The sequence below is a fragment of the Crenobacter intestini genome (genome assembly GCF_004919095.1).
GTDB lineage: Bacteria > Pseudomonadota > Gammaproteobacteria > Burkholderiales > Chromobacteriaceae > Craterilacuibacter > Craterilacuibacter intestini.
This window is the reverse complement of record NZ_STGJ01000009.1, coordinates 146518-163892: the sequence shown is the minus strand read 5'-3', so window position 1 is coordinate 163892 and position 17375 is coordinate 146518. Positions and strand designations below refer to the sequence as shown.

19 protein-coding genes and 3 tRNA genes are annotated in these 17375 nt (G+C 65.2%); 10 read left to right on the top strand and 12 right to left on the bottom strand.

Going from position 1 to position 17375, the window contains the following annotated elements; translation table 11 throughout:
* Positions 1–40: 40 nt before the first annotated feature.
* The 4 genes from E5K04_RS09715 to E5K04_RS09700 all read right to left on the bottom strand — a co-directional run bounded on the left by E5K04_RS09715 (position 41) and on the right by E5K04_RS09700 (position 1599).
* Positions 41–1231 carry a DUF6538 domain-containing protein gene (locus tag E5K04_RS09715; protein WP_136553479.1) on the bottom strand — a complete coding sequence of 397 codons (1191 nt, stop codon included), beginning with the start codon at positions 1229–1231 and terminating at the stop codon, positions 41–43.
* Positions 1232–1333: 102 nt separating this feature from the next.
* Positions 1334–1409: transfer RNA gene (locus E5K04_RS09710), tRNA-His, on the bottom strand.
* A gap of 9 nt (positions 1410–1418) precedes the next feature.
* A tRNA-Arg gene (locus E5K04_RS09705) sits at positions 1419–1495 on the bottom strand.
* Positions 1496–1522: 27 nt separating this feature from the next.
* Positions 1523–1599: transfer RNA gene (locus tag E5K04_RS09700), tRNA-Pro, on the bottom strand.
* A gap of 124 nt (positions 1600–1723) precedes the next feature.
* Here E5K04_RS09700 and folD point away from each other — a divergent pair.
* The 3 genes from folD to E5K04_RS09685 all read left to right on the top strand — a co-directional run bounded on the left by folD (position 1724) and on the right by E5K04_RS09685 (position 4072).
* Positions 1724–2575: a bifunctional methylenetetrahydrofolate dehydrogenase/methenyltetrahydrofolate cyclohydrolase FolD gene (folD, locus tag E5K04_RS09695; protein ID WP_136553476.1), complete on the top strand. Its 852-nt coding sequence runs from the start codon at positions 1724–1726 to the stop codon at positions 2573–2575.
* 85 nt (positions 2576–2660) lie between these two features.
* On the top strand, positions 2661–3524 hold the full coding sequence (gene purU, locus E5K04_RS09690; RefSeq protein WP_136553474.1) for a formyltetrahydrofolate deformylase: 864 nt from the start codon (positions 2661–2663) through the stop codon (positions 3522–3524).
* A gap of 2 nt (positions 3525–3526) precedes the next feature.
* Positions 3527–4072 carry a hypothetical protein gene (locus E5K04_RS09685; protein ID WP_136553471.1) on the top strand — a complete coding sequence of 182 codons (546 nt, stop codon included), beginning with the start codon at positions 3527–3529 and terminating at the stop codon, positions 4070–4072.
* A gap of 67 nt (positions 4073–4139) precedes the next feature.
* Here the strand turns inward: E5K04_RS09685 and E5K04_RS09680 are convergent, their stop codons facing one another.
* The 7 genes from E5K04_RS09680 to E5K04_RS09650 form a co-directional block, all read right to left on the bottom strand.
* Positions 4140–4613, bottom strand: a complete 474-nt coding sequence (locus tag E5K04_RS09680; RefSeq protein WP_235844324.1) for an NUDIX domain-containing protein — start codon at positions 4611–4613, stop codon at positions 4140–4142.
* A 245-nt stretch (positions 4614–4858) separates the two neighbouring features.
* Positions 4859–5512, bottom strand: a complete 654-nt coding sequence (adk, locus tag E5K04_RS09675) for an adenylate kinase (RefSeq protein ID WP_136553469.1) — start codon at positions 5510–5512, stop codon at positions 4859–4861.
* A 31-nt stretch (positions 5513–5543) separates the two neighbouring features.
* The gene (gene kdsB / locus E5K04_RS09670; RefSeq protein WP_136553467.1) at positions 5544–6299 is read right to left on the bottom strand and encodes a 3-deoxy-manno-octulosonate cytidylyltransferase; all 756 of its coding nucleotides are present in this window, start codon (positions 6297–6299) and stop codon (positions 5544–5546) included.
* Positions 6296–6481, bottom strand: coding sequence for a Trm112 family protein (locus E5K04_RS09665; RefSeq protein WP_136553465.1), 186 nt, complete (start codon positions 6479–6481; stop codon positions 6296–6298). The genes kdsB and E5K04_RS09665 overlap by 4 nt, the downstream gene beginning before the upstream one ends.
* Complete coding sequence (lpxK, locus tag E5K04_RS09660; protein ID WP_136553463.1) at positions 6462–7475, bottom strand: tetraacyldisaccharide 4'-kinase; 1014 nt, start codon at positions 7473–7475, stop codon at positions 6462–6464. Before lpxK ends, E5K04_RS09665 begins: the two co-directional genes overlap by 20 nt.
* Positions 7476–7484: 9 nt before the next feature.
* The gene (locus tag E5K04_RS09655; RefSeq protein WP_136553461.1) at positions 7485–7907 is read right to left on the bottom strand and encodes an ExbD/TolR family protein; all 423 of its coding nucleotides are present in this window, start codon (positions 7905–7907) and stop codon (positions 7485–7487) included.
* Between the two features lie 6 nt (positions 7908–7913).
* Complete coding sequence (locus tag E5K04_RS09650) at positions 7914–8525, bottom strand: MotA/TolQ/ExbB proton channel family protein (protein ID WP_136553459.1); 612 nt, start codon at positions 8523–8525, stop codon at positions 7914–7916.
* Between the two features lie 381 nt (positions 8526–8906).
* Here E5K04_RS09650 and xseA point away from each other — a divergent pair, with 381 nt between their 5' ends.
* Positions 8907–10256, top strand: coding sequence for an exodeoxyribonuclease VII large subunit (gene xseA / locus E5K04_RS09645; protein ID WP_136553457.1), 1350 nt, complete (start codon positions 8907–8909; stop codon positions 10254–10256).
* A gap of 69 nt (positions 10257–10325) precedes the next feature.
* On the top strand, positions 10326–10805 hold the full coding sequence (locus E5K04_RS09640) for a DUF4442 domain-containing protein (RefSeq protein WP_136553455.1): 480 nt from the start codon (positions 10326–10328) through the stop codon (positions 10803–10805).
* Between the two features lie 90 nt (positions 10806–10895).
* Here the strand turns inward: E5K04_RS09640 and E5K04_RS09635 are convergent, their stop codons facing one another.
* Positions 10896–11150 carry an ArsR/SmtB family transcription factor gene (locus E5K04_RS09635; protein WP_203525769.1) on the bottom strand — a complete coding sequence of 85 codons (255 nt, stop codon included), beginning with the start codon at positions 11148–11150 and terminating at the stop codon, positions 10896–10898.
* A gap of 154 nt (positions 11151–11304) precedes the next feature.
* On the opposite strand from E5K04_RS09635, the gene gpmI reads away from it, so the two are divergent.
* The 5 genes from gpmI (at position 11305) to argA (ending at position 17361) form a co-directional block, all read left to right on the top strand.
* A complete protein-coding gene (gpmI, locus tag E5K04_RS09630) occupies positions 11305–12825 on the top strand; it encodes a 2,3-bisphosphoglycerate-independent phosphoglycerate mutase (RefSeq protein WP_136553451.1) in 1521 nt (506 codons plus the stop codon).
* Positions 12816–14129 carry a murein hydrolase activator EnvC family protein gene (locus E5K04_RS09625; protein ID WP_136553449.1) on the top strand — a complete coding sequence of 438 codons (1314 nt, stop codon included), beginning with the start codon at positions 12816–12818 and terminating at the stop codon, positions 14127–14129. The genes gpmI and E5K04_RS09625 overlap by 10 nt, the downstream gene beginning before the upstream one ends.
* A gap of 20 nt (positions 14130–14149) precedes the next feature.
* Positions 14150–15568 carry a S41 family peptidase gene (locus E5K04_RS09620; protein ID WP_136553446.1) on the top strand — a complete coding sequence of 473 codons (1419 nt, stop codon included), beginning with the start codon at positions 14150–14152 and terminating at the stop codon, positions 15566–15568.
* Positions 15569–15600: 32 nt separating this feature from the next.
* On the top strand, positions 15601–15987 hold the full coding sequence (locus E5K04_RS09615) for a hypothetical protein (RefSeq protein ID WP_136553445.1): 387 nt from the start codon (positions 15601–15603) through the stop codon (positions 15985–15987).
* A gap of 66 nt (positions 15988–16053) precedes the next feature.
* A complete protein-coding gene (gene argA, locus E5K04_RS09610) occupies positions 16054–17361 on the top strand; it encodes an amino-acid N-acetyltransferase (RefSeq protein WP_136553444.1) in 1308 nt (435 codons plus the stop codon).
* The last annotated feature ends 14 nt before the right edge of the window (positions 17362–17375 follow it).

Genomic DNA, 17375 nt, shown 5'->3' with positions numbered 1-17375 from the left:
ACACCTCCTTGTGGCGCCTAGTGTGAGGCTCTCGTGGTGTCTAGGAAAGGAGGGGCGATTCAAACTGCAAACCGGCGATCTCTTCAGGTCGGGCGCCGGTATACAGCATCAGCAACGGAATCCAGTAGCTCGCCTCACCTACCTGCCCTTGCGAGCGCAATTGGGCGTTGGTGTAGATCGGGCAACAGAAAATTGCTTCAAGTTCTTCCGTGGTAAACGGTAAACGAGACTTAGTCAGCTTGCCGCGTACGCTTTCCCTAAAGCCCAACGTATCTTGTGCCGGGTTAGTGAGCAGCAACTGCCGACCTACGGCTACCCGAAAAATCGCTTTGATCTTCGCTAATCGTTCATTGATTGTGCCGATCTGCAGAGTCTTGCTCGCACGCATGTACTGAACGAATTCAGTCATCGACGTCGCAGTCAGATCGGCCGGACAGAACAATTTCCGAGTATCGGCGAATTTCATCAGGTCACGCCACGCCGTCTGGTAAGCCAGCACCGTCGACTTGGGTCGCTGTTCCACGAAACTTTGCCAGACATCAAAAACCTGTTGCCAGGATACGCTCGCAGACTGAGCCCGAGCTTGCTGATCGAGCAGCAACTGCGCCGGAGGCTTCACCAAGTCCGGCGCGACCACTTCGTGAGTTTCCCTGATCTTGCCGTCGTGGCGCTCAAGTTGTACGTCAAGCGCACTGATCACAGACTTCAAAAAGCCACGCAACACCTGCGCCCGCTCGTCATCGGAAATCTGTACGCTGACCCCGCACAGATGCAGGAATGCCAAGAACGCGGGCTCGATCCGATCAAAGCAGCCCTGTGCCAGCATGCGACCAAGTTCTTTGCGCTGAGCGCTCAACTTATCGCCAAGCTCGTCAAACTGCTCATCATCCAGCCCCGCCAACCGAGCCGCATCATCGCTAAGCAACACTTGCTGCACCCAAAACCGGCCGAGGTTCTCCACGAAGGGTGCACTCAAATGAGGAACCAGGATGGGTTCTGCAGGGTCCAGCAAGGCCGCGTGGCGCTTGCGCAGGTCAGCGAAGGTTTGGTCGAGTTCGACCATGCACGCGCGCCAGCGCTGGAGGGTGATCGACTCGTCCGAAGTCTTCAAACTGCGCAGGATTTCGTGGCGTCCGCCGTACAAGCTGACGAGATCGTGAGGGACTCGGCGACGGCAGTAGAACGTACCTTTTTTGCCACGGCGGTAAAAATTTTCTGAGACAACTTTCATACGACTTGCACTCCCTGTATGTGTAACAGTTCGTGTAGCAAATCGTTTTATCCACGCAAAAAAACCCTGATTTCCTTGGAAAATCAGGGTTTTAGCTTGATATGGGGTGGATGATGGGACTCGAACCCACGACAACCGGAATCACAATCCGGGACTCTACCAACTGAGCTACATCCACCAACGAACCTGGCGCGCCCGACAGGACTCGAACCTGTAACCCCCGGCTTAGAAGGCCGGTGCTCTATCCGGTTGAGCTACGGGCGCAAGTCTGAATACAGACGCTTGAATTCTTGGTCGGAGTACAAGGATTCGAACCTTGGACCCCCTGCTCCCAAAGCAGGTGCGCTACCGGGCTGCGCTACACTCCGACATCAGAGGCGTGGACTATACCTGCGGGCAGCCACCGCGTCAATCCCCATTGAGCAGGCTGGCATATAAATGCGAAAATATACAGCTTGATATCCCGCCCTCCACTTCGGAAGCCTTACACACATGTCGGCACAAATCATCGACGGCAAAGCCGTCGCAGCAGCACTGATCGAAGAAGTCCGCGCAGGCGTTGACGCCCGCCTTGCCGCAGGCAAGCGTGCCCCTGCCCTCGCCGTCATCCTGATCGGCGACGACCCGGCGTCGGCCGTTTACGTGCGCAACAAGAAAAAAAGCTGCGAGAAGGCCGGCATCCGTTCGCTGGCCTGGGACCTGCCGGCGTCGACTACGCAGGAAGAACTGCTGGCCATCGTCGACCAGCTGAACGCCGACAACGAAGTGGACGGCATCCTGGTCCAGTTGCCGTTGCCCGAGCACATCGACCCGCAGGCCGTGATCGAACGCATTGCCCCGCACAAGGACGTGGACGGCTTCCACCCCTACAATATGGGCCGCCTCGCGATCAAGATGCCGCTGCTGCGCCCGTGCACACCGCGCGGCGTGATGACGCTGCTGGAAAAATACGGCATCGACCCGAAGGGCAAGAAGGCGGTGATCGTCGGTGCGTCCAATATCGTCGGCCGCCCGCAGGCACTCGAGATGCTGCTGGCGCGCGCGACGGTGACCGTCTGCCACAGCGCGACCGAAAACCTGGCCGCAGAAGTGGCGGCGGCCGACATTGTCGTTGCCGCGGTCGGCAAACCCGGCTTCGTCAAGGGCGAGTGGGTCAAACCTGGCGCGGTGGTGATCGACGTCGGCATCAACCGCCTGGCGGACGGCACGCTCGCCGGTGACGTGGAATTTGCCCAGGCTAGCGAACGCGCGGCCTTCATCACGCCGGTACCGGGCGGTGTCGGCCCGATGACCATCGCGACCCTCTTGCAGAACACGCTCGATTGCGCGAACCTGCACGCATGACCTTCTGAATACCCGAGCTCGACGCCACCGCCCACGGGTGCGTGGCGTTTTGCTTTCTATGGATACCTCACGGACACCCCATACGATGAACTCGAAACCCGCCACCGCCACCTTGCTGGTGAGTTGCCCCGACCGCAAGGGGCTGGTCGCAGCCATTGCCAACTTCCTGCTGACGTATAACGCGAACATCATGCACGCGGACCAGCACCAGGACCTCAGCGAAAAACTGTTCCTGATGCGCGTGCAGTGGGAACTGGAGGGCTTCACCCTGCCGATGGAAAGCTTCGGCGCAGCCTTCGCGCCGATCGCCGCCGAACACCAGATGCAATGGCGTGTTTCGCTGTCGACCCGCAAACCGCGCATGGCGATCTTCGTCTCCAAATACGAGCACTGCCTGGTCGACCTGCTGCACCGCTGGCGCATCGGCGAGCTCGACTGCGAGATTCCGCTGGTAATCTCCAACCACGAGGACTGCCGCCGTATCGTCGAATTCAACGGCATTCCCTTCCATGTACTTCCGGTCAACAAGGACAACAAGGCCGAAGCCGAGGCTGAACAGTGGCGGCTGATGGAAGAAGCCGGCGTCGACTTCATCGTGCTGGCCCGCTACATGCAGGTGCTGTCCGAGCGCTTCGTCGAGCGCTACCCGAACCGCGTGATCAACATCCACCACAGCTTCCTGCCGGCTTTCGACGGCGCCAAACCCTACCACCGCGCGTTCGCGCGCGGCGTGAAGCTGATCGGCGCGACCAGCCACTATGTGACCGAAGACCTCGACGAAGGCCCGATCATCGAGCAGGAGGTGACCCGAATCTCGCACCGCGACAGCGTGGAAGACCTGGTCGAGAAGGGTCGCGATCTTGAGAAAGTGGTGCTGTCCCGCGCCGTGCGCTGGCACATCGACAACCGGGTCCTGTCGTACAGCAACAAGACCGTCGTGTTCGACTGAGCATGCAGGCCATCTTCCACGACGCGATCGACCTGATCCGCGGGCGGGTGCAGCCGCTCGCCCATTACAACTACCCGCCCTGGCAGCCGGCGATCCTGCTGCTGCTCAGCGGTCTGGTCGGCGCGGCCGGCGCGACCGACCTGGGCGACGACATCGCCGGCCGGCTGATGCTGTTCACCCTGCTGGGCACCGCCGAGAGCATCCTGCTCGCCGGGTTCATGCGCCGCTGGCTGAAGTTTGCCGATACCGGCGCGCAACGTCCGCTGTTCGGCATCATCGTCGCCGTCGGCGCGGTGCAGTTGCTGAGTCCGTTGGCCAGCTGGCTACCCGGCGACGTCGCCGACGCGGTCACCATGGTGATCGCCCTGTTCGGCATGCTGATGATGATCAACGCGCTCGCGGCAGTCAGCGGAAACACCCGCATGCGCGTGCTGCTGGGCACGCTGCTGTTCAGCCCGATCGCCGCGCTATTGATGATGCTGGCTTTCTCGGCGGGCGAGTCGCTGGGCTGGGTCATCCTGCCGGTGACGGCTGCGGCCGGCGGCTGAAGCCTCCCCCAAATGCAAACGGCGCACCCGGATAAGGGGTGCGCCGTTTTTTTGCCTGCAACGCGCGTCAATCGACCTTGGCGATATAACGAGCCAGCGCGAGAAAGGCGCGGACCGCCTCGCTCTTCGGTCCCTCTTCCCCGCGCAGCTTTGCATAACGGCGCAAGATCGCGCGCGTCTCGATATGCAGGTCCTGCTCCGTGTCCGGCGAGGCGACCAGCGCCATGCGCGCCATTTCCCCCTGCGGACGCGCGGTGCCCTGCCCGATGCACAGGTAGACCTTGTGCGCGTTGTGCGCGGTGATGTGGTCGAACAGGTAAAGCATGGAGTTGACGCGCAAACCCGTCTCGTCTCGGATATGGCGCAGCAAGGCCTGCGAACGCAACTCGCCGCGCTCGGCACGGCCGCCGGGCAAGGCAAAACGCCCCCCCAAGGGCGCCGTCACCAGCACGCCGTCAGGCATCTCGACGATCGCCGTCGCCCTGCGGATCAGGGACGGGGACAACTGGCGCTCGGGTCTTGTTTCTCGATGTGTATGCATGGATTCCAAAATCAGTTCGAACGTAGTGCCAATGGGCTCGTGACCCAACTCCGACACGCAAAGATTGTACAAGCATCAATAATTGCGCTCAAATGCTTTTGTTAATAACAAAGCAAAGGAGCATAACGTTATAACCACTACGCCTGACCTACAAGTAAACAGCAATCCCCATTTGCAAAAGCCCGGCACGGCCGAGCTTTTGCATGGGACGCAACCGTGCCGCCGCCGGCACGGTCTGTCCGTCCTTACACCAGCGCGGCAATCAGCGTGTCACGCACGGCGTCGACGGTCTGGGTGCCGTCGATACGCACATACTTCGGCGCGCTCGCGTCGCCACCGGCGGCCATCTTCGAATAGAAGCCGACCAGTACTTCGGTCTGCTCGTGATAAACGTCGAGGCGCTTCTTGACGGTCTCTGCCTTGTCGTCCTCGCGCTGGATCAGCGCTTCGCCGGTCTCGTCGTCCACGCCTTCGGCCTTGGGCGGGTTGTACTTGACGTGGTAGGTGCGACCGGACGCCACGTGTACGCGACGGCCCGACATGCGGTCGATGATCGCCTCGTCCGGCACGTCGATCTCGACCACGTAGTCGATGGTCACGCCAGCAGCCTGCATCGCCTCGGCCTGCGGGATGGTGCGCGGGAAGCCGTCGAACAGGAAGCCGTTCGCGCAGTCTGCCTCGGCGATGCGCTCCTTGACGAGACCGATGATGATGTCGTCACGCACCAGGCCGCCCGCGTCCATGATGGCCTTCGCCTCGAGGCCCAGCGGCGTGCCAGCCTTGACTGCGGCGCGTAGCATGTCGCCGGTCGAGATCTGCGGGATGGCGAACTTTTCGCAAACATACTTGGCTTGGGTGCCCTTGCCGGCGCCCGGTGCGCCCAACAAAATCAGTTTCATGGTCTGTGACTCCGTGTCTGGATAAGGTTGTTCAGTTTGTCAGGATGGCTCGCACCCGCTCGAGGTCGGCAGGCGTGTCGACGCCGGCCGCAGGTGCCTCGTCGACGGTCACCACCGCGATGCGGTGGCCATGCCAGAGCACGCGCAACTGCTCGAGCGCTTCGAAAGTCTCCAGCGGGGACGGCGAGAGCGTGGCGTAGACGGACAAGAATCCCGCCTGGTAGGCGTACATGCCGATATGCCGCAGCGCCGGCAAGCCGGCTGGCAGCGTGTCCGTGCGTTCGGCAAACGCGTCCCGGGCGTAGGGGATGGGCGCCCGGCTGAAATAAGCAGCAAGGCCGTCCTGATCCAAGACCACCTTGACGACGTTCGGGTTAAAGAAGTCGGCTGCCGAGTCGATCGGGTGCGCCATGGTCGCCATCGGCAACTGCGAAGAAACGAGCGCACCGGCCAAGCGGTCGATCAGGGCGGGTTCGATCAGCGGCTCGTCGCCCTGCACGTTGACGACGACCGCGTCGGCGGGCAGCCCGAGACGGCCGGCCACCTCGGCCAGCCGGTCGGTGCCGCTCGCATGGTCTTCCCGGGTCAGCATCGCCTCGACGCCATGCGCTGCGCAAGCATCGACAATTTCCTGATGGTCGGTCGCGACCACCACCCGCGCGGCACCGCTTTGCGCTGCGCGCTCAGCGACCCGCACGACCATCGGCTTGCCGGCAAGGTCGGCCAGCGGCTTGCGCGGCAGGCGGGTGGACGCCATGCGCGCGGGAATGACCACAGTAAAGCTCATTGACCGACCTCTTCGTCGGCCGGCAGTTCGCGCGCCTCGCTCTCCAGCATCATCGGGATGCCGTCGCGGATCGGGAACGCCAGGCGATCGGGCTTGCAGATCAGCTCTTGCGCGTCCTTGGCGTAGAACAGAGGCCCCTTGCACAGCGGGCAGACCAGGATTTCAAGAAATTTTGCGTCCATTCGCGTCTCTTAATTTCAGTTGCGCGGCGATCCACCGGGCAAGGTCGGGCGACAGCCTCGCCCTGACCGGCAAAGCCCATAGTCTAGCATGATTGATGCCGTACAATTTGACGGCATCCTTGGTGGTCACCACCAGTGCGTCGGCCTGTGGCAGGTCCGCAGCAGTGAACGCATGGTGGTCCGGGAAAGCCAGTGTCGCATCGCAACGCAGACCGAGCGATGCCAGCGTCGAAAAGAAGCGCTCCGGATGACCGATACCGGCCAGGGCGACCACGCGCTCGCCGGAAAAATCGGCTGCCTGGCGCCGGTTGCCAGGTTTGCCCACCTCGAAAAACTCACCCGCCTCAAGCGCCATCGTAAAGCGCGGCACGCCCGCCACCTCGGGCAGCGGCCCCGTCGCTTCGCCGTTGACCACCAGCGCGCCAACCCGACTCAGGCGCGAGGCGCGCTCGCGCAGCGGCCCGGCCGGCAGCAGGCAACCGTTACCCAGACCACGCGTGCCGTCCAGCACGACCAGCTCCAGGTCACGCGCAAGCCGGTAATGCTGCAGCCCGTCGTCGGACAGGATCAGGTCAAGTCCGGGGTGAGCCGCCAGCAGCAAGGCGCCGGCCGCGACGCGGTCGCGCCCGGTGGCTACCGGCACGCCGCTTTGCGCGAAAAGCAGCGGTTCATCGCCGACTTCGCTGGCCGTATCACCTGCACGCACGAGGCCAGGCTCGCGGCGCGAGCCGCCATAACCGCGGCTGATGACGCCGACACGCAGGCCCAAGGCCTGCAGCGACTCGATCAGGGAGAGGGTCAGCGGGGTCTTGCCGACGCCGCCGACGTTGATATTGCCGACCACCACCACCGGACAGGCCAATCGCGCCTGGCGCAAGAGACCAAGCCGGTAGGCAAGACGCCGTAAACCGCTCACCAGCGCGAACAAGGCCGAGAGCGGCCACAGCAACACAGCCAGCCACGGACGCGGCGCGTACCAGTGGCGTTCGATCACACCCGCCACCTAGCCTCCCGCGTCGGTACGCGTCGCGAAGGTCAGCTGGGTCAGCCCGGCCTGGCGGGCGGCCTCCATCACGTTGACGACCCACTGGTGCTCGGCGCGCGCGTCGGCGCTGATGACCACCACCGGGTTCTGCCTGCCGCTCGCGTCCGCCTGCAAAAGCTCGGTCAACTGGCCAAGCGAAGGTTTGGCAAGGCGCGTCTTGCCGACAACCACTTCGCCGCCGGCGCTGACCAGCACGTCCATCTCGGCGCTCTTTTGTTCGGCCGCGCCGGAGTCGGCCGTCGGCAGGTTGACCTCGATCTCCGAGTAACGCGAATACGTCGTCGTCACCATCAGGAAGATCAGGATGACCAGCAACAAATCGATCAAGGGGATGAAGTTGATCTCGGGCTCGTCCCGCTGCTGTCCGCGTCTGAAATTCATCGCCGTTTACCCGCCGCTCCTCAGCCCTTGTACGGCCTCGACCAAGCGGATCGCCTGCGCCTCCATCTCGACCAGCAGGCTGTCGACGCGGGCGCGGAAGTAGCGGTAGAAGATCATGCTGGGAATCGCGACAATCAGGCCGAAGGCCGTGTTATAGAGCGCGACCGAGATGCCGTGCGCCAGCTGCTGCGGGTTGGTGCCGGTCGGCGACTGCGAGCCGAAGATCTCGATCATGCCGATCACCGTCCCCAGCAGGCCGAGCAGGGGCGACATGGCCGCGATGGTGCCCAGCGTGGTCAGGTAGCGTTCGAGCTCGTGCCCGACCAGACGGCCTTCGTCTTCGATCGCTTCTTTCATCACTTCGCGCGAGCGCAAGGCGTTGCGCACGCCAGCAGACAGCACCCGCCCCAGCGGCGAATGCGCGGCCAGTTGCTGCACCAGCGCCTCGCTCGGCCCCGACGCGCGGCAGGCGGCAATCGCGTCATCGGCAAGCCCCGCAGGGGCTATGCGGGAAGCCCGCAGGGTGAACAGGCGCTCAAGGATGATGGCAAGAGAGATCACCGACGCGGTGATAATGGTCCAGATCGGCCAGCCGGCAGCCTCGATAATCGCCCACACAGAGTGTTCTCCAACGCTTGTCCAAGCGCTAGACTCTAGCCGCGAACGCCGGCAACGGCAAGCCGGCAAGGACAAACGGGAATAACGCTCAAGGATGCGGGGCTGGCCGCAGCCAGAACCGACGGCAGGAATTCGCCGCAAGCCACTGTAGCAAAAGCATTTTTCTGATGCATCCACAAATTCTGTGGATAACAATGTGTACAAAACGGCGCAAAGGCTGATGCAGCAAGCGCTGCGACTGTCTTGCACACAATTGCGTCAGTCCGGCAAACCATTGATTTTATTGGACAGGTGCCGCCCCTGACGGCACGGGCAACCGGAAATCGCCTTGTCCGACAATTGAAACCCGCCAACCCCGCCCCTGTGGATGACTTGACAAGCATGCTTTTTACCGACCAGAGCGCCGACATCATCAGCGTCAGCACGCTCAACCGCATGGCGCGCAGCCTGCTGGAAAACGGCCTCCCGCCGCAGTGGATCGGCGGCGAGATTTCCAACCTGACGCTCGCGGCCTCCGGCCACGCCTATTTTTCGCTGAAGGACGCCAGCGCACAGGTGCGCTGCGTGATGTTCCGCCAGCGCATGTCGCGGCTCGCGTTCACCCCGCGCGAGGGCATGCAGGTCGAGTTGCGCGGGACGGTCACCCTGTACGAGGCACGCGGCGACTACCAGATCGCCGTCGACACCATGCGCGAGGCCGGCCTTGGCCGCCTGTTCGAGGCTTACGACCGGCTGCGCCGCCGCCTCGCCGAGGAAGGGCTGTTCGACGAGGCGCGCAAGCGCGCGCTGCCGCCCCACCCCAGGGCGATCGGCATCGTCACCTCGCCCGCTGCCGCCGCGCTGCGCGACGTCGTCACCACCTTGCGCCGGCGCATGCCGTCGATTCCGCTGGCGCTCTACCCGACGCCGGTACAGGGCAGCGACGCCGGCCGCCAGATCGCGCAGGCGATCGCCACGGCCAGCCGGCGCGACGAGGTGGACGTGCTGATCGTCTGCCGCGGCGGCGGCAGCATAGAGGACTTGTGGGCGTTCAACGAAGAGGCCGTCGCGCGCGCGATCGTCGCCTGTCGGATCCCGGTGGTCAGCGGCGTCGGCCACGAGACCGACACCACCATCGCCGACTTTGCCGCCGACCGCCGCGCGCCCACGCCGACCGCGGCGGCCGAGCTGGTCTCCCCCAGCCGCGACGCGATGCAGTTCCAGTTGGAGCGCAGCCGCCGCGCGCTGATCCGTGCGCTCTCCCGCCTGATCACCGACAAGCAGCAGCGGCTGGATTTCTGCGCCCGCCGCCTCGCCCACCCGGGCGAGCGCATCCGCGCCCAGCACCGCCAACTCGAACAGACCAACAGCCGGCTACGCTACCTGATCCACGCGAGACTCACGCTTGCCCGCTCGCGCGGCGACGCACTGGCCAAGCGCCTGCGCAAGCCCGACCTCGCCGCCCGTTCCGCCCGCCTGCGGGCGCTGGAGACGCAGCTGGCACAACACGCCACGGCCGCGGGTTCGGCGCGGCAGCTGCAGCTGGCCCGGCTCGAGGCCGCGCTGGAGGCGATGAACCCGCATGCCGTGCTGTCCCGCGGTTACGCGATCGTGCGCAACGACCGCGGCGAGACCGTACGCGGGGTCGAGCAACTGAGCAACGGCGAGCATGTGACGCTGCAGTTGGCGCACGGCGAGGCCGGCGCACGGATCGAGCTTGCGCGCGGCGCGCAGGGCCAGTTGCCGTTCTGACGCCACAATACTTGACATCAGCATTGCGCTTGGCGACGATGGCTGCCTGTTAAAACGGCCGTTTGAACCATGCGCATCAGCCCCTCGCTCTTCAAGACCCTGATCAACCTGTGGCCGCCCTACCTTGGCGCCGGCATCCGCGTGGGACATATCGGCCACGACTGGCGCCGGGTCGAAGTGAAGATGAAACTCGGGCTCGCCAACCGCAACTACGTCGGCGTCCACTTCGGCGGCAGCCTGTACTCGATGACCGACCCCTTCTTCATGCTGATGCTGATGAAGGCGTTGGGTCGCGACTATATCGTGTGGGACAAGGCCGGCAGCATAGACTACCTGAAGCCCGGCAAGGGGACCGTGCGCGCGCTGTTCAGCATCGACGACGCGCTCATCGAGCGCATCAGGGCCGAGACCGCACACGGCGACAAGACGCTGCCGCAACTAAGCGTGGAGGTGCAGAACGAGCAGGGTGAAGTGGTCGCCCGCGTGCACAAGACGCTCTATGTGAGGCGCAAGCAGGAAAAGAAGGAAAAACAGGACCGCCCGGATTAGGCGTTTATACGACATGCACGACCCGGGCGGCAGCGGCGGGCCGAATGCAGGCGACCGTGAAAGCCGCCCGGAAATTTATGCGAAGAAGGCTTAGTCGCCGAAACCGCAGAACACTTCGCGCATCATCTTGAGCACCTCGAGCGTGCGGATGTCGCCCACCCGGTAGTACACGCGGTTCGCGTCCTTGCGGGTACGCAGGACGCCCTTGTCCCGCATGATCGCCAGGTGCTGCGAAATATTGCTTTGCGAGGTCCCCACCTTGTCCACGATATCCTGCACGCTCACTTCCTGGTCCTCGAGGACGGAAATGATCTTGAGTCGCAGCGGATGGGACATGGCTTTCATCGCACGCGATGTCTGCTCAATCTGATCGTCGTTAAACAGCAAGGTATTTCTCCGGTAGCGGTATTTTTATCTGGATACAGCGATTTTGTTTACAATAATACCGATCTCGGCAGTTAGCATCAAGAAGCTCTAATATTCTGAACGTATACCAGACATGCGCGCACAAACTCCCGTTCTTCTGCTGATTCTCGACGGATTCGGCGAACGCTCCGACAGCGAGCACAATGCGATCCATCACGCCCACACCCCCAACCTCGACCGGCTGCGCAAGGCGTACGCCTTCGGCACCATCGACGCTTCCGAAGGTTACGTCGGCCTGCCCGGCGGCCAGTTCGGCAATTCCGAGGTCGGCCACCTGAACATCGGCGCCGGCCGCGTCGTCCAGCAGGACATCAGCCGGATCGACACCGACATCGAGGCAGGCCGCTTCGCCGCCAACCCGGTGCTGGCCGAAGCGTTCGCCAAGAGCCAGGGACACACGCTGCATGTGCTGGGCCTGCTCTCGGACGGCGGCGTGCACAGCCACGAGGCACAGATCTTCGCGCTGATCCGCGCGGCGCAAGCCGCCGGCGTCGGGCGCGTCGCGCTGCACGCCTTCCTCGACGGCCGCGACACCCCGCCGCGCAGCGCGGCGACTTACCTTGCCCGCCTGGACAAGGTGCTCGCCGATTGCCCGGCGGCACGGCTCGCCACCGTAAGCGGCCGCTACTGGGGCATGGACCGCGACAAGCGCTGGGAGCGCGTCGAGCCCGCGTACCGGCTGATCGTGGACGGCGAGTCCCCGCTCACCGCTAACAGCGGGCTTGAGGCGCTCGACGCGGCGTACGCGCGCGGCGAGAACGACGAATTCGTCGCGGCGACGCGCATCGGTGCGCCCTGCCCGATCGTAGACGGCGACGTCGTGCTGTTCATGAACTTCCGTGCGGACCGCGCCCGCCAGCTCACCCAAGCGCTGACCGACCCGGCGTTCGGCGGCTTCCAGGCCCGCCAACCGAAGCTTGGCTTCTTCGCGACGCTCACCAGCTACGGCGAAGCCTACCCGAACCCGGTGCTCTACCCGCCGCAGACCATCCGCAACGGCTTCGGCGAGTACCTCGCCGCACAGGGGCTCGCCCAGCTGCGCATCGCCGAGACGGAGAAGTACCCGCACGTCACCTACTTCTTCAACGGTGGCGAAGAAGCGCCCTACCCGGGCGAAGAGCGCATCCTGGTGCCCTCGCCCAAGGTCGCCACCTACGACCTGCAGCCGGAGATGAGCGCGCCGCAGGTCGCCGCGCATATCGTCGACGCGATCGCCAGCGGCCGTTTCGACGCCATCGTCTGCAACTTCGCCAACGGCGACATGGTCGGCCACAGCGGCAACTTCGACGCGGCGGTGAAGGCGGTCGAGGCGCTCGACATCTGCGTCGGCCAGTGTGTCGACGCCATGCTCGCGGCCGGCGGCGAAGTGCTGATCACTGCGGACCACGGCAACTGCGAGGAAATGTTCGACCACACGCACGAGCAACTGCACACGCAGCACACGCTCAACCAGGTGCCCTTCCTCTACGTAGGGCGCAAGGCGCACATCCGCGCCGGCGGCTCGCTGCGCGACATCGCGCCGTCGCTGCTCTCGATGATGGGCCTGTCCCAACCCGCGGAAATGACCGGCCGCTCGCTGATCGAATGGCAGTGAAGACCCCGGGCAGACTGCACGTCGTGCTGCTGGCGCTGGCTGCCGCCACCGCCAGCGCCAACACGCCGCAGCTCGCGCCGCACCAGCAGGATCTGAGCTCGGTCCGCAAGGAAATCCGCTCGCTCAAGCGCGACATCGCGCAGAAGGAAGCTGACCGCAAGGAAGCGCAGGACGCGCTGCGCGAATCCGAGCGCGCGCTCAAGGCCACCCACCAGGCGCTGGGCGAACTCGCGCGCAAGCGGCAGGATTCCGGCGCGCGGCTCGCAGCCCTGACCCGCGAGCTCGAGGCGACCCGCGACAGCACGCTGGACCTGAAGACCCGCATCGCCGACATCCTGCGCCGCCAGTACCGCGGCGGCCACCACGACGCCCTGCGCCTCGCGCTGAACGAGGGCGACCCCAACCGCAACGCGCGCGACCTCGCCTACTACCGCCATATCGCGCGCGCGCAGCAGGCGCTGGTCGCCCGCCTGCTCGAACAGGAACAGGCGCTCGCCCAGCTGGCCGACGAGATCGGCCGGGAGCTCGAGCGGCTCGGCCTGCAAAGCCACCTCGCCGAGAGCCAGCAGGACAAGCTGCAGCAGGCGCGCGAGGAGAAACAGCAGCAAACTCAGGCGCTGGCCAGCGAGATCCGCAGCAAGCAGGGCACGCTGACCAAGCTGCAGCAGGACGAGCGCCGCTTGAGCAGCCTGATCGCGCAGATCAACCGCCAGATCGAGGCGCAGCGCCGCGAGGCGGCGAGAAAGCGCGCCGAGGAACGCAAGGCGCGCGAACTTGCGCGCCAGCAGGAAAACGCGCGCCGCCGCGAACTGGCGGCCGAGGCCAAACGCCAGGGCAAGACCCTGCCCACCGAGCAGACCCGCCAGATCGCGGCCGAACCGGTGGACAGCGTCGCCGACGCCAGCCTGTCAGGCAGGGCCTTCCGCAGCCTGCAAGGACGGATGAAGCTGCCGGTCGCAGGCTCGCTCGCCGGCCGTTACGGCTCGGCCCGCCAGGAGGGCAGCAGTTGGAAGGGCCTGTTCATCCGCACCGGGCCCGGCCAGGCCGTGCGCGCGGTGGCCGACGGCAGCATCGTCTACGCGGACGCCTTGCGCGGCTTCGGCAATGCTGTGATCATCGATCACGGCGGCAACTACATGACCGTTTATACAGGCCTCTCCAGCATCGGCCGCAGCAGCGGCCAGCAGGTCAGCGCAGGCGACACGGTCGGCCTGACCGGCTCGCTCGACAGCGGCGAAACCGGTCTTTACTTCGAATTGCGCCATATGGGCCGCCCGATCAATCCGCAAAGCTGGATGCGTTAAGTCCGGCACCGAGATTACAGATGAAAAAATTCTCCCTCAGCAAGATCGCCCTCGTCACCGCCGGTGCCTTCGCCGGCGCGATGCTGACGGTCAGCCTGCAGGCCGTCGCGGACAAGAGCCAGCCCTCGCCGCTGCCTCTGAACGAGCTGCGCACGTTCGCCGAGGTGTTCGGCCGCATCAAGCAGGACTACGTCGAACCGGTCGAAGACAAGAAGCTGATCAACGACGCGATCCGCGGCATGCTCACCGGCCTCGACCCGCACTCGGACTTCATGGACGAGGAAGAATTCAAGGAGCTGCGCGAAGGCACGCAGGGCGAGTTCGGCGGTCTGGGCATCGAGATCGGCGCCGAGGATGGCCTGGTCAAGGTGATCGCGCCGATCGAGGACACCCCGGCGCAGCAGGCGGGCATCAAGAGCGGCGATCTGATCATCAAGATCGACGACACGCCGGTGCGCGGCCTGAGCCTGACCGACGCCGTCAAGAAGATGCGCGGCAAGCCCGGCAGCAAGGTCACGCTGACCGTCGCGCGCAAGACGGAGGCCAAGCCGCTCGTCTTCACGCTGACCCGCGCCATCATCAAGACCCGCAGCGTCAAGTCGCGCATGCTCGAACCGGGCTACGGCTACGTGCGTGTCGCCCAGTTCCAGGAGCGCACCGCCGAGAACCTCGTGCAGGCGCTGGAAACCCTGTACAAGGACAACAAGGCACCGCTCAAGGGCCTGGTGCTCGACCTGCGCGACGACCCGGGCGGCCTGCTCAACGGCGCGGTCGGCGTCTCGGCGGCCTTCCTGCCGAAGAACACCCTGGTCGTCTACACCGAAGGGCGCACCGAAGACGCCAAGATGCGCCTGAGCGCGCTGCCGGAGAACTACCTGCGCCAGGGCGAGCGCGACTACCTCGCCCGCCTGCCCGCAGGCGTGAAGGACGTGCCGCTGGTCGTGCTCGTCAATGCGGGGAGCGCCTCGGCGTCCGAGATCGTCGCCGGCGCCCTGCAGGACCACAAGCGCGCGGTCGTCGTCGGCACCCAGACCTTCGGCAAGGGCTCGGTACAGTCGGTGCTGCCGCTGGCCGGCAGCGGCGGCATCAAGCTGACCACCGCCCGCTACTTCACACCGAATGGCCGCTCGATCCAGGCCAAGGGGATCACCCCCGACGTCGAAGTCGCCGAGAGCACCGTCAACGGCGTCAGCAACCCGCTGCGCGTGCGCGAGGCCGACCTCGACCACCATCTGGCCAACCCACAGGACAAGGGCGGCGCCGGGGTCGGCGGCAAGCCGCAGCCGTCCGCCGCGCCCGTCCCGAACGGTACGGAGCCGGACAAGCCGGTTACCCCCGCCAAGGACGACAAGGGCGTCGGCAACGACTACCAGCTCTCGCAGGCCTTGAACATCCTCAAGGTTCAGCAGATATTGATGCAGAAGCAAGGCAAGAACTGAGGGCGCTTGGGTGCGCCCGGAAGGGCGCAGCCATGAATACGACCGGACTCTACAAGTGCAGGACACTGGCCCTGGCCGACGCCCGCGCGGTGGAACTCGCAGCCGCCTTGCTGTCGGCCGACGGCTACGCCTGCCTTGCCCTGCCTGCGATGCACCGACTGGTGGTTTCCTACGCGCTACCGGAGCACACCCTCGAGCGCGCGCTCGCGCTTGTCGCACCGCATGGCCTGCTGCCGCCGGCAGGCTCGCTGCAGGCCTGGCACCTCAAGCTGATCCTGTTCGCCGAAGGCGTGCAGCTCTCCAACCTCGACACCCCCGTCCCCGACACCAAGGGGCGGCAGGCGTTCTCGCGCATCTACCAGCACCACCCGCACGGCGACCACGACGACACCCCCGAAGAGTTGCGCCGCGAGCGCTAGCCCAATGACATCGCGGCAGGCTTCCTGCTAACCTTGCGGTTTTCCGTCGACCCATGGGATAGCCGGATGCTGCAACCCGAATTCGTGCTGGCCTTCCGCGAGGCGGCGCCGTATATCAACGCCTTCCGCGGCAAGACCTTCGTCGTCGCCGTCAGCGGCGAATGCCTCGCCGCCGGCGACTTTCCCCGCCTCGCGCAAGACCTGAACCTGCTGGTCAGCCTCGGCGTACGCATCGTGCTGGTGCACGGCATCCGCCCGCAGATCGACGCGCAACTCGCGCTCAGGGGCGTCGAGCGGCGCTTTCACGCTAACCGCCGCATCACCGACGCTCAGACGCTCGCCTGCGTGAAGGCGGCGATCGGCGAGGCGCGCCATACGCTCGAGGCGCAGCTGTCGATGGGCATGCCCAACTCGCCGATGCACGGCGCGCACCTGCGCGTCGCCAGCGGCAACTTCGTGATCGCCAAGCCGCTGGGCGTGCTCGACGGCGTCGACATGCAGTACTCGGGGCAGGTGCGCCGCATCGACGCCAGCGCGATCGCAAGCAAGCTCGAGGGCGGCGAACTGGTGCTGCTCTCGCCGATCGGCTACTCGCCGACCGGCGAGGCGTTCAACCTGACCATGGAAGAGCTGGCCTATCACAGCGCGCTCTCGCTGGGCGCCGAGAAGCTGATCTTCATGGTCGGCTCGGCGGGACTAATCGACCGCGGTGGCCACTTCCACGGCTCGATCACCTGCGACGAGGCACGCGCGCTACTCGAGCAAGGCCTCAGGAGCGACGAGGTCGCCACCTGCCTGCCGTGGGCGATCCGCGCGACCGAAGACGGCGTGCGCCGCGCCCACCTGGTCGACGGCAACGAGGACGGCGCCTTGCTGGTCGAACTGTTCACCCACTACGGCAGCGGCACCATGATCGTGCGCGACGAGCTGGTGAAACTGCGCGAGGCGAACATCGACGACATCGGCGACCTGCTGGCGCTGATCGGCCCGCTCGAGGAACAAGGCGTGCTGGTGCGGCGCAGCCGCGAACACCTGGAGATGGACGTCGACCACTTCACGCTGCTCGAACACGACGGCAAGGTGTTCGGCTGCGTGGCGCTCTACCCCTTCCCGGACGAGCGCATGGGCGAGCTCGCCTGCCTGGTGGTCGCCCCCGAGCGGCGCGCCAGCGGCTTCGGCGACAAGCTTCTCGAGCATGTCGAGAAGCGTTGCCGCGCGTCGGGCATCGACACCCTGTTCGTGCTGACCACGCGTACCGCGCACTGGTTCGTCGAGCGCGGCTTCGAGGAAAAGCCGCCGGCCATCCTGCCGCTTCGCAAGCGCGAACTCTACAACGGCCAGCGCCGCTCCAAGGTGCTCGTCAAACCCCTGTAGAGGCAGGGCGGGCA

What these genes read in the sequence shown, in the direction of transcription:
- E5K04_RS09715 (WP_136553479.1), bottom strand. Translation starts at nt 1,231, where the DNA reads ATGAAAGTTGTCTCAGAAAATTTTTACCGCCGTGGCAAAAAAGGTACG.
- folD (WP_136553476.1), top strand. Translation starts at nt 1,724, where the DNA reads ATGTCGGCACAAATCATCGACGGCAAAGCCGTCGCAGCAGCACTGATC.
- purU (WP_136553474.1), top strand. Translation starts at nt 2,661, where the DNA reads ATGAACTCGAAACCCGCCACCGCCACCTTGCTGGTGAGTTGCCCCGAC.
- E5K04_RS09685 (WP_136553471.1), top strand. Translation starts at nt 3,527, where the DNA reads ATGCAGGCCATCTTCCACGACGCGATCGACCTGATCCGCGGGCGGGTG.
- E5K04_RS09680 (WP_235844324.1), bottom strand. Translation starts at nt 4,613, where the DNA reads ATGCATACACATCGAGAAACAAGACCCGAGCGCCAGTTGTCCCCGTCC.
- adk (WP_136553469.1), bottom strand. Translation starts at nt 5,512, where the DNA reads ATGAAACTGATTTTGTTGGGCGCACCGGGCGCCGGCAAGGGCACCCAA.
- kdsB (WP_136553467.1), bottom strand. Translation starts at nt 6,299, where the DNA reads ATGAGCTTTACTGTGGTCATTCCCGCGCGCATGGCGTCCACCCGCCTG.
- E5K04_RS09665 (WP_136553465.1), bottom strand. Translation starts at nt 6,481, where the DNA reads ATGGACGCAAAATTTCTTGAAATCCTGGTCTGCCCGCTGTGCAAGGGG.
- E5K04_RS09655 (WP_136553461.1), bottom strand. Translation starts at nt 7,907, where the DNA reads ATGAATTTCAGACGCGGACAGCAGCGGGACGAGCCCGAGATCAACTTC.
- xseA (WP_136553457.1), top strand. Translation starts at nt 8,907, where the DNA reads ATGCTTTTTACCGACCAGAGCGCCGACATCATCAGCGTCAGCACGCTC.
- E5K04_RS09640 (WP_136553455.1), top strand. Translation starts at nt 10,326, where the DNA reads ATGCGCATCAGCCCCTCGCTCTTCAAGACCCTGATCAACCTGTGGCCG.
- E5K04_RS09635 (WP_203525769.1), bottom strand. Translation starts at nt 11,150, where the DNA reads ATGAAAGCCATGTCCCATCCGCTGCGACTCAAGATCATTTCCGTCCTC.
- gpmI (WP_136553451.1), top strand. Translation starts at nt 11,305, where the DNA reads ATGCGCGCACAAACTCCCGTTCTTCTGCTGATTCTCGACGGATTCGGC.
- E5K04_RS09625 (WP_136553449.1), top strand. Translation starts at nt 12,816, where the DNA reads ATGGCAGTGAAGACCCCGGGCAGACTGCACGTCGTGCTGCTGGCGCTG.
- E5K04_RS09620 (WP_136553446.1), top strand. Translation starts at nt 14,150, where the DNA reads ATGAAAAAATTCTCCCTCAGCAAGATCGCCCTCGTCACCGCCGGTGCC.
- E5K04_RS09615 (WP_136553445.1), top strand. Translation starts at nt 15,601, where the DNA reads ATGAATACGACCGGACTCTACAAGTGCAGGACACTGGCCCTGGCCGAC.
- argA (WP_136553444.1), top strand. Translation starts at nt 16,054, where the DNA reads ATGCTGCAACCCGAATTCGTGCTGGCCTTCCGCGAGGCGGCGCCGTAT.